Source organism: Sutterella seckii (assembly GCF_009183815.1).
Lineage (GTDB): Bacteria > Pseudomonadota > Gammaproteobacteria > Burkholderiales > Burkholderiaceae_F > Sutterella > Sutterella seckii.
The window spans coordinates 1-9,050 of record NZ_WEHX01000094.1 but is presented as its reverse complement, the minus strand read 5'-3'; the positions used below and the strand labels follow the sequence as shown (position 1 = coordinate 9,050).

Genomic DNA, 9,050 nt, shown 5'->3' with positions numbered 1-9,050 from the left:
TGTACGTACCGCTTTTGGTCTTTTGACGACTGATTTTGCCGGCAGCAACCGGAACTGGGACGGTGTACTTGAAGAACATTTGCGGGCTTCTTTCGAGAGAAGCGAAATACTCTCGATTATAAAGAAAAAGCGCACGAAGCGCAAGTCATTTTTGTGGTTATTTCAGGCAACCGTTGCCGTTTTTAAGCTACCTCTGGGTAGGGAGTAGAAAAACGCTGGAAGTTGACGTAAAGTCGACGAGATTGTCGGCCATCCAATCGCCGATGCGAACAGGCCAGACCTCCTTCTGGTTCGTGTAGAGATACCACGCACGCGGAGTTGGAAGTGGTTTCCAGTCAACTTGAAGCGGTGCGTTCTCCTGGGGGTTCTGCTTCACGATGCCCGTCGCAATGACAGACATGACGGGAACGACACATTGCCGATTGTCGAAAGGGAGCCCCGTTTTCAGCATCGCGTTTGTCCGAAGCGCTATATGGTCGCCCTCTTTGATCGCTAAGGCTTGGGGCGGGTAGGGATTGTCATCGCTCCCTTGCCAAATGTTTTCACTGATGAGGTGTTCCGCAGCGCCGGAACCTTCACCGGATACGGAGAGAAACCAGCAGGGACGAGAGGAATCGAAGTGTTTGCGTGCTGCCATACGGGGAACCTGTGCCTGAGGATAGGGATTTCTAGTCGCACGATTGTGCAACTTGCCAGTTGCCACTAAGAGTTTACATGTCGAAGGATTCGAGTTCGTTCGTGAGCTTGTTGTGGGGTATTTATAGGTATCGAAGAATCGGTAAAGCAGGATGCTTAAAACATTGAAGAAGACGTGTCCTCGTTTTGCAGGCTCGTTTCGACTGGTCACGTGTCGAGCAAACGCTGTTCTGGCAAAGAGCAGAACTTGGTGAAAGCGTCATCTAATTAAAACGCCTTAGTCGCGCTATGATCCTTATGCGCCGGAGAGACGGCCGATCGGCTCTTCTCCGGCTGAATGCAAATTCAAGCGGATCCTGTCTGCGGAGCCGATCAGGCTCTGCGCGCAGGGACGGCCAACTTAATTTTTCAGGAGCATGCCCCCATGGCAACCAAAGATCGTGTGCCTCAACTTGAACCCAAGATGATCGAGCAGATCGAGAAGCTCTCGTCGATGCCTGCCGTCAAGGCGGCTTTCGACATCTGCGCTCAAGAGGTCGAGCGCGCCATGGCCGAACAGGTCCGCATTTCCGAAATCGAATCCCCGACCTTTGCGGAAAAGGTTCGCGGCGAAGCGATCATGGAGCTCATGAAGGCCTATGGCCTGAAGGACGTCGTGATGGATCCCTCGGGGAACGTCGTCGGCCGTCGTCCGGGGAAGGACAATGGTCCGGTGCTCGCGATTGCCGCGCACCTTGATACGGTCTTCCCGGCCGGCACCAACCTCAAGGTGACGAAGGAAGGCCCGATCTACCGCGGTCCCGGCATCGGCGACAACGCCTCGGGCCTGCGTTCGATGCTCCAGGTCCTGCGCGCGCTCGAAGGCGCGAAGATTGAAACGGCGGGCGACATCCTCTTTGTCGGCACCGTCGGCGAAGAAGGCAACGGCGACATCCGCGGCGCTAAGGCGCTCTTTGACGGCTCAAGGAAGATCGACGGCTTTATGGCGCTCGACATGGCCGACGTCTACACGGTGCAGAACGGCGCCACGGGCGCGCACCGCTGGCGCATTGCAATCGAGGGCCAGGGCGGCCACTCCTACATCGACTACGCGAAGGTGCCTTCCGCCATTCACGCCATGTGCCGCGCGGGCAATATCATCGCCGACTTCGATCCGCCCGAAAATCCGAAGACCACCTTCACGATCGGCACGATCAAGGGTGGCACGACCGTCAATACGATTGCCGCGCGCTGCGAAGTGGATGTCGACATGCGCTCGGTTGACCTCAAGGAACTTGAGGACCTCGAGGCGCGCGTTCTCGCTGCCTTCGAAAAGGGTGTTGAGCTTGAAAACGCCCGCTGGCCCAAGGCCGACGCAGAGCATCAGCTGCGCCTTGTGAAGACCCAGATCGGCAACCGTCCGGCGGGTCAGCAGCCCGACGACTCCCCCGTCGTGCAGGCGGCGCTCTGCGCCATGCAGAAGATGGGTCTCGAAGTGAAGCAGTGCCGCTCCTCCTCGACCGATGCCAATAAGCCGATCTCGATCGGCGTTCCGTCGGTCTGCATCGGCACGGGCGGCGTTACCCACAACGAGCACAGCCTCAAGGAATTCTTCGATTCGACCGAGATGGAAAAGGGGCCGCAACTCGCTACCCTCGTGACGCTCGCGATGGTGGGAGTCGCCGGCGAAGCTGCTCCGATGCTCCCGAAGCTTGCCTGATCGGGTTGATTTCCGGCGGAAGCGCTCTGAAGGGCGCTTCCCATGAAACCGAATAGGCCTCCCAAACGCTCCGAATCGTCTCTCCGGCGCTTCGGGGCGTTTCTTTTCGGGAGCGGCGAAAAGCGTTGCTAAAATCCGTTTTCATGAGCCTGCCGTACCGCTCTCTATTGGAAGCGGATTTATTGCGGCAGAGCTTCAAACCATTTCCCTGCGAGATATAAGGATTCGTCATGCGCTCACTTCGCGTCTGCTTTGCAGCCCTGACGGCTGCCACGCTCCTTGCGGCCGGCGCCGCAACAGCGGCCGACCTCAAGATCGGCGTCGTCAATATGGAGCGCATTCTTCGCGAATCCAAAACGGCCATCGAGGCGAGCGATCGCCTCAATGCCGAAGGGCAGCGCCGGCAGGAGGAAATCGAGGGGATCAGCCGGCGCTTCAAGGCCCGGCTCGAGCGCTTTGAAAAGGACGCGCCCTCGATGACGGAATCCGAACGCGTGCAGGAGCGCCGGTCGCTTGCCGAAATGGAGCGCGACGTGACGCGCAGAAGCCGCGAGGCGCGCGAGGAATTCAATCAGCGCCGCAACGAAGAGGTGCTGCTTCTGCAGAACCGCGCCGGCCGCGTGGTGCAGGAGCTCGCGAAGAAGGAGCAGTTCGACCTCGTGCTCTACGAATTCTTTTATGCGAGCGACCGAGTCGATCTCACAAGCCGCGTGATCGAGGCGCTTGACCGGGACATCACTCTTGGCAAAACGGCAAAGAAGTAAGCCTCTCCCGGAAATAAAGAGCGCTCCCTCAGGGACACAAATTTTTGTAAGGACAAGTCATGCCACAGAATCAGCCTATCAGCCTCTCCGAACTGATTGAAAAAGTCGGAACGCTGTCGAAGGGGCGCCTTTCCATGCGCATTTCGGGCGCCGACGTGAAGGTGGGCCGCTTCATGCCGCCGAAGGACGCGCACGAAGAAGACCTCAGCTTCCTTACCGATCCGCGTTATGCGGCGGAGATGAAGGAAAGCCGTGCCGGCGCGCTCGTTCTTCGCGAAAAGGATGCAAAGGCGATTTTCGGCGAGGAGCTGCCGGCTCGTACGATTCTGCTTTGCGACGATCCGTATGCCTTTTTTGCCTTTGCGTCTCAGATCTTCTACCCCGTGAAGCGCAATCCCGGCATTCATCCGCGCGCTTACGTCGAGGAGGGCGCCGAGGTGGATCCGACGGCGACGGTCGAGGTTTTCGCCGTCATCAAAAAGGGCGCGAAGATCGGCCCTCGCGCCCTCATTTCGTCGGGCGTCGTCGTGGGCGAAAACGCATCGGTCGGCGCCGACACCATCATTTACCCCAATGCCGTTCTTTATGAAGGCACGGTCGTGGGCGACGGCGGCTGCATTCAGTCGGGCGCTGTTCTGGGCGGCGACGGCTTCGGCTTCGCGCCCTTCCGCGGCGAATGGGTGAAGATCCCGCAGCGCGGCCGCACGGTGCTCGGCAATGACGTCGAGATCGGCGCCAACACGACGGTCGACCGCGGCGCGCTCGAGGACACCGTGATCGGCGAAGGCACGAAGCTCGACAACCAGATTCAGATCGGCCACAACGACCGCATCGGCCGCCACTGCGTGATGGCCTCCTGCGTCGGCATCGCGGGCTCCACCAAGGTGGGCGACCACGTCATGATCGGCGGCGCGGCGATGATCAACGGCCACATCGAAATCCCGTCCGGCTCCGGCATCGGGCCCGCCACCGCCATTACCGGCTGGGGGACGGAACCCACGCAGCTCACGGGCTTCTTCCCGGCCCTCACCAAACGCGAATTCACGATGGCTGCGGCGATTACGGCGCGGCTTCCGGAAATGCGCAGAGAGTTGAAGCGCCTTGAAAAGGAAGTAGAAAGCCTGCGCGCGCTAATCCGAAAGGAAGAAGCGCAGGAAAGCTGATTCGAGCGACAATTCCATTCCGCCGCAGGCTATCTGGTTCCAATCCGATCTGCCTGCGGCTTTTTCCCTTAAAGCAACCCCAACTGAGAGACAAGTCAGAGCCATGCCGAAGAGCCTCAACATTCTGGACATCATGGAGCAGCTGCCCCACCGGTATCCGTTTCTCCTGATTGACCGCGTTGTCGAGCTCTCCGATGAACTCGACCGCGTCGTGGCGATCAAGAACGTCACGATGAACGAGCCGCAGTTCACCGGACACTTCCCTCAGGCTCCGGTGATGCCGGGCGTTCTCATCATTGAAGCGATGGCCCAGGCCTGCGCCATCATCGCGCTTGCGCGCCTGCCCAAGGATGTGGATCCGAAGAAGTGCCTCTTCTACTTTGCCGGCATCGACAACGCCCGCTTCAAGCGCATCGTTCAGCCGGGCGACCAGCTCGTGATCGAAGGGAAGTTCCTGAAGGCGAAGCTCGGGATGGGTATTTTCGAAGCCGTCGCCCGCGTGGACGGCAAGGTTGCGGCCTCGGCGAGCATGATGTGCGCCTACCGGCCTGCCCCTCAGCAGACGGCACCGGCGGCGGAATAACTTTCAAACTCCGGACGAGGCGGCTCCAGGTTCTTTGAAAAGGCGGGGCGGCCTCGGGACAGAAGTCGGAACGGGAATATGCGTCTTAAGCGCATAGCTCCTTCCGCCTTTTCTTTTGTCTCTCAGAGCTTGCCTTTTGCATGCATTTAAAAACGCCCCGTGCCGGGACGTATAAAATCCCTCAGGCAAGCTCGGAGGGGATTGCGCTCGAAATGCGCCGTCCTCTTTTCGGCGCATGCGCTTTTGTCGCACCCCGCGGGGAGAGCGGAAATTAAGCTCGCCCAAATTTCCGGCTGAGACAATTGCGGCATGGCTCCAAAGGAACTTCTATAGAAATGACACAGATTCATCCCAGCGCCATTGTTGCTCCCGAAGCTGAAATCGCCGACGACGTCGTCATCGGCCCCTTCTGCCTTGTCGGGCCCAAAGTGAAGATCGGCGCCGGCACCGTGCTTCGCAGCCACGTCGTGGTTGAGGGCAGCACCGTTATCGGCGAGCGCAATGTGGTCTATGCAGGCGCGAGCATCGGCTGCCACCCGCAGGACAAGAAGTACTGCGGCGAAGACACGCGCCTCGTTGTCGGCGACGACAACGTGATCCGCGAAAACTGCACGATGTCGATCGGTACGACGCAGGATGAAGGACTCACCACCGTCGGAAGCCGCAACCTCTTCATGGCGAATGCCCATGTGGCGCATGACTGCCATGTCGGCAACGACGTGATCCTCGCGAACAACGTTGCTCTCGGCGGCCACGTGCGCGTCGACGATCACGCCATTCTCGGCGGCCAGGCGGCCGTGCATCAGTTCTGCCGTGTCGGCGCCTACGCCATGGTCGGGGGCGCCTCTGGGGTTCTCCAGGATGTGCCTCCCTATGTGATTTCGCACCTGAATCCCTGCCGCGTCGCGGGCCTCAATATTGTGGGCCTGAGGCGTGCGGGCTTTACTGACGAGCAGATCCGGGCGCTCAGAAAGGCCTACGGCCACTTCTACCGCGAGAATCTCACGGTGAAGGAGGCGGCCGTGAAGATCGAGGCCCTCAAGGCGGACTTCCCCGGCGCCGTCAATGAGCTCGATCACTTCCTCACCTTCGTTACGACGAGTCCGCGCGGCGTCATCCGCTGATTCTGAATCTGAAGGCGAAAAGAATTCTCCCCGACCCCGATACAACAAAACTGGCAGGAGACCAAAAACATGGGCACTCATCGTCCGAATCCGACTCTTGAAACCAACGGCATCATCTGGCTTGCGGGCGAAGCGAGCGGCGACTACATCGCGAGCCTCGCCCTCCCTGAGGTCGAGAAGCGCTTCGAGGGCTCCGCGCAGTACGGCGTGGGCGGTCCGCGCATGCGTGCGGCAGGGTTTCATGCCTGGCACGACATCCGCGAACTCTCCGTCAGAGGCTACGTTGAGGTTCTTTCGCACCTGCCGCGTCTTCTGAGGCTTCGCTCCGAACTCGTGAAGAAGTTTGCCGCCTCGAATCCGCGCGTCTTCGTGGGCGTCGATGCCCCGGACTTCAACCTCGGGATCGAGCAGCAGCTGCGCCGCCGCGGCATCCCGACCGTGCACTACGTGAGTCCCTCCATCTGGGCCTGGCGCCCCGAGCGGATTCACCAGATCCGCCGTGCGGTCGACCACATGCTCCTCGTCTTCCCCTTTGAGGAAGAGATCTACCGCCGCGCCGGGATCGACGCGACCTATGTGGGCCACCCGCTCGCCTCCGTCATTCCGATGGAGCCCGATACCATGGGGGCGCGCCGCGACTACGGCCTTACGGAAGACACGCTTCCCGTCGTGACGATCATGCCGGGCTCGAGGCTCGACGAAGTGAAGGGGTGCGCCCCGGCCTTCTTCGGCGCCGTGGAAAAGCTCCTTCACCGCTACGGCGACATGCATGTGCTGATTCCCGCCGCCGACGAGGAAGCACGCGAGCGCATCATCTTCATTGCGGGCCAGTACGCGCGTCTTGCGCAGCGCATGATCGTTCGGATCGGCGAAAGCCACCGCATGATTGAAGCGGCCGACGCCGTCCTCGTTGCCTCCGGCACCGCCACGCTCGAATGCGCGCTCTACAAGAAGCCGATGGTCGTGGGCTACAGCATGCCTGCGCTTACCGGCATGATCATGCAGAAGAAGGCCTTGATCCGCCATGTGTCGCTCCCCAACATTCTGATGGGCGAGAGCGTGGTGCCGGAGTTCCTGCAGTATTACTGCCGCGCCGACCAGATCTCCTGGGCGCTTGAGGATGCGCTTGAAAATGACGCGAAGAAGAAGGAGCTCGCCGAGCGCTTCACGAAGCTTCATGAGGCTTTGAAGCGCGACACGAGCGCGCTTGTTGCAGACGTGCTGGAAAAGCGCGCGCTTCGCCGCTGGTAAGGCGCTCTTCGAAAGTTTTTTCGAGAGGCGTGTCGGGCCTGGGGTTCCGGGCCGGCACGCCGTTTTGATTTTTTGGGTGGTGTGCTTCGAAGCATGGCAAAGAGCAGAACGAAGACAACTGAGGCGCTTGAAGAAGCAGACTTTGGTGAGAGCCTCTTTCTTTCCGCGGGCTTTGATCAGCTGCCGCTTCTTACGGCAGGAGTCGACGAAGCGGGGCGCGGGCCGCTCGCGGGGCCGGTCTGCGCCGCCGCAGTGATCCTCGATCCGGAGAAGCCGATTGAGGGACTCAACGATTCCAAGAAGCTCTCCGCCAAAAAGCGCGAGGCGCTCGCTCCCCTCATACGCGAGCGCGCGCTCGCCTGGGGCGTCGGCTGGGCCTCCGTCGAGGAAATCGACAGCGTGAACATTCTCGAAGCGACGTTCCTTGCGATGGAGAGAGCGCTCGCAGCGCTTTCGAGAAAGCCCGAGCTCATCCTCATCGACGGCAACCGGGCGCCGAAGCACCTCACCGTTCCCTTTGAAACGATCGTGAAGGGCGACGCAAAGGTGCCTGCCATCTCCGCGGCCTCGATTCTTGCCAAAACGGAACGAGACCATCTGATGGCTCAGATCGGCCGCGAACATCCGGAATATGGTTTCGGGCAGCATGCGGGATACGGCACGAGGGCGCACATCGAGGCGATAGAGAAGTACGGCGTGCTCCCCTGCCACCGGAGAAGCTTCGAACCCGTAAAGTCCATCATTGCCAAGAGCGCAAAAACCAAATAGCCTATTCAAAATAAATTGATGCCGGAAGGATTTTTCGCATGACTCATCTCTTAATCGAAAGCGATGCCAATCCGCGCGTGAAGCGCTGGAAGCGGCTCGCCGCGGATGCCCGTTTTCTGCGCCGCGAGGGAGCGCTTCTGATAGAAGGCATTCATCTCGCAGAGGTCGTGCTTGAGCACCCGGACGTGAAGGTTTCCGCCGTCATTCTCTCGGGCGGGCGTTCCACCAACGAGGCGGCGGGCCTTGCCGACAAGCTTGCGGACGCGAAGGGCGCGAAGGTGTATGTGCTCTCCGACCGTCTCTACGACAGCATTTCCCCGGTTGAGAACGGCGTCGGCATCATGTGCGAGGTTGAGATTCCGGAAGTGCCGTCTGACGACGCGTGGCGCAGTCTCGATGCGCTCTACCTCGACGGCGTGCAGGATTCGGGAAACGCCGGCACGCTGATCCGGTCCGCAGCCGCGGCCGGCGTGCGGGTTGTGATCACGAGCCCGGGGGCGGCCTGCCTCTGGACGCCCAAGGTCCTTCGCGCCGGCATGGGCGCGCACTTTTCGGTCATGATTATTGAAGGCTGCCCGGTAAGGCAGCTTCGCGAACGCTATGCCGGCAGACTCCTTGCTGCCGACGCCCGGGGCGGAGAGAATCTCTTTCTCGCGCCCGACTATACGGCCCGCGGTCCCATCTGCTGGATGATGGGCGCCGAAGGGCCGGGGCTCTCCGATGAGGCGCTTGCGGCGACAGATGAACGCTATTGGATTCCGATAGCCGAGGGCGTTGAATCGCTCAATGTTGCGGTGGCTGCCGCAGTTTGTCTTTTTGATTCCAGTCGACGGCGTCTCCTGAGAGATGCCGGCACCCCATGAACCCGGCAGGAAGACGACTTTCACTATTGAAAGCTTTTTGCCGAAGGATGCAACTTTATTAACAAAGGTATTTAATAGTTGACGGATGGTGCTGTGTGGTGCTTGGGGTCAGGCCGCCTGTGCATAGAGGGTACTCTCATTCGTAAAACAGGCGCGAATAGGGGTCTTCTGACTTTTGAAGGTGGAGGTGATCTCCTTT

Annotated in this window: 10 protein-coding genes; 9 read left to right on the top strand and 1 reads right to left on the bottom strand. The window is 60.2% G+C overall.

The genetic code is table 11. The features are described 5' to 3' along the window. On the top strand, nucleotides 1–208 hold a 208-nt coding region (locus GBM95_RS12740), incomplete at its 5' end, for a hypothetical protein (protein ID WP_226963269.1). Here GBM95_RS12740 and GBM95_RS10025 read toward each other — a convergent pair. Further along, on the bottom strand, nucleotides 188–637 hold the full coding sequence (locus tag GBM95_RS10025) for a hypothetical protein (protein ID WP_152158968.1): 450 nt from the start codon (nucleotides 635–637) through the stop codon (nucleotides 188–190). The genes GBM95_RS12740 and GBM95_RS10025 overlap by 21 nt on opposite strands. A gap of 423 nt (nucleotides 638–1,060) precedes the next feature. On the opposite strand from GBM95_RS10025, the gene GBM95_RS10020 reads away from it, so the two are divergent. From GBM95_RS10020 to GBM95_RS09985, 8 genes are all read left to right on the top strand, one after another. Then, nucleotides 1,061–2,335 carry a M20/M25/M40 family metallo-hydrolase gene (locus GBM95_RS10020; protein ID WP_152158967.1) on the top strand — a complete coding sequence of 425 codons (1,275 nt, stop codon included), beginning with the start codon at nucleotides 1,061–1,063 and terminating at the stop codon, nucleotides 2,333–2,335. Between the two features lie 230 nt (nucleotides 2,336–2,565). After that, entirely contained in the window at nucleotides 2,566–3,099 is a 534-nt protein-coding gene (locus GBM95_RS10015; protein WP_152158966.1) for an OmpH family outer membrane protein, read from the top strand. A gap of 59 nt (nucleotides 3,100–3,158) precedes the next feature. Beyond that, a complete protein-coding gene (lpxD, locus tag GBM95_RS10010; RefSeq protein WP_152158965.1) occupies nucleotides 3,159–4,262 on the top strand; it encodes a UDP-3-O-(3-hydroxymyristoyl)glucosamine N-acyltransferase in 1,104 nt (367 codons plus the stop codon). 103 nt (nucleotides 4,263–4,365) lie between these two features. Further along, on the top strand, nucleotides 4,366–4,845 hold the full coding sequence (gene fabZ, locus GBM95_RS10005; RefSeq protein WP_152158964.1) for a 3-hydroxyacyl-ACP dehydratase FabZ: 480 nt from the start codon (nucleotides 4,366–4,368) through the stop codon (nucleotides 4,843–4,845). 335 nt (nucleotides 4,846–5,180) lie between these two features. Then, nucleotides 5,181–5,969: an acyl-ACP--UDP-N-acetylglucosamine O-acyltransferase gene (lpxA, locus tag GBM95_RS10000; RefSeq protein ID WP_152158963.1), complete on the top strand. Its 789-nt coding sequence runs from the start codon at nucleotides 5,181–5,183 to the stop codon at nucleotides 5,967–5,969. A 69-nt stretch (nucleotides 5,970–6,038) separates the two neighbouring features. Then, entirely contained in the window at nucleotides 6,039–7,220 is a 1,182-nt protein-coding gene (gene lpxB / locus GBM95_RS09995) for a lipid-A-disaccharide synthase (protein ID WP_152158962.1), read from the top strand. A 93-nt stretch (nucleotides 7,221–7,313) separates the two neighbouring features. Continuing rightward, on the top strand, nucleotides 7,314–7,988 hold the full coding sequence (gene rnhB / locus GBM95_RS09990) for a ribonuclease HII (protein WP_152158961.1): 675 nt from the start codon (nucleotides 7,314–7,316) through the stop codon (nucleotides 7,986–7,988). 38 nt (nucleotides 7,989–8,026) lie between these two features. Further along, on the top strand, nucleotides 8,027–8,851 hold the full coding sequence (locus tag GBM95_RS09985) for a TrmH family RNA methyltransferase (protein WP_152158960.1): 825 nt from the start codon (nucleotides 8,027–8,029) through the stop codon (nucleotides 8,849–8,851). The last annotated feature ends 199 nt before the right edge of the window (nucleotides 8,852–9,050 follow it).

Excerpts from the sequence above, each read along its gene's own strand:
- GBM95_RS10025 (WP_152158968.1), bottom strand. The coding sequence starts at position 637 with ATGGCAGCACGCAAACACTTCGATTCCTCTCGTCCCTGCTGGTTTCTC.
- GBM95_RS10020 (WP_152158967.1), top strand. The coding sequence starts at position 1,061 with ATGGCAACCAAAGATCGTGTGCCTCAACTTGAACCCAAGATGATCGAG.
- GBM95_RS10015 (WP_152158966.1), top strand. The coding sequence starts at position 2,566 with ATGCGCTCACTTCGCGTCTGCTTTGCAGCCCTGACGGCTGCCACGCTC.
- lpxD (WP_152158965.1), top strand. The coding sequence starts at position 3,159 with ATGCCACAGAATCAGCCTATCAGCCTCTCCGAACTGATTGAAAAAGTC.
- fabZ (WP_152158964.1), top strand. The coding sequence starts at position 4,366 with ATGCCGAAGAGCCTCAACATTCTGGACATCATGGAGCAGCTGCCCCAC.
- lpxA (WP_152158963.1), top strand. The coding sequence starts at position 5,181 with ATGACACAGATTCATCCCAGCGCCATTGTTGCTCCCGAAGCTGAAATC.
- lpxB (WP_152158962.1), top strand. The coding sequence starts at position 6,039 with ATGGGCACTCATCGTCCGAATCCGACTCTTGAAACCAACGGCATCATC.
- rnhB (WP_152158961.1), top strand. The coding sequence starts at position 7,314 with ATGGCAAAGAGCAGAACGAAGACAACTGAGGCGCTTGAAGAAGCAGAC.
- GBM95_RS09985 (WP_152158960.1), top strand. The coding sequence starts at position 8,027 with ATGACTCATCTCTTAATCGAAAGCGATGCCAATCCGCGCGTGAAGCGC.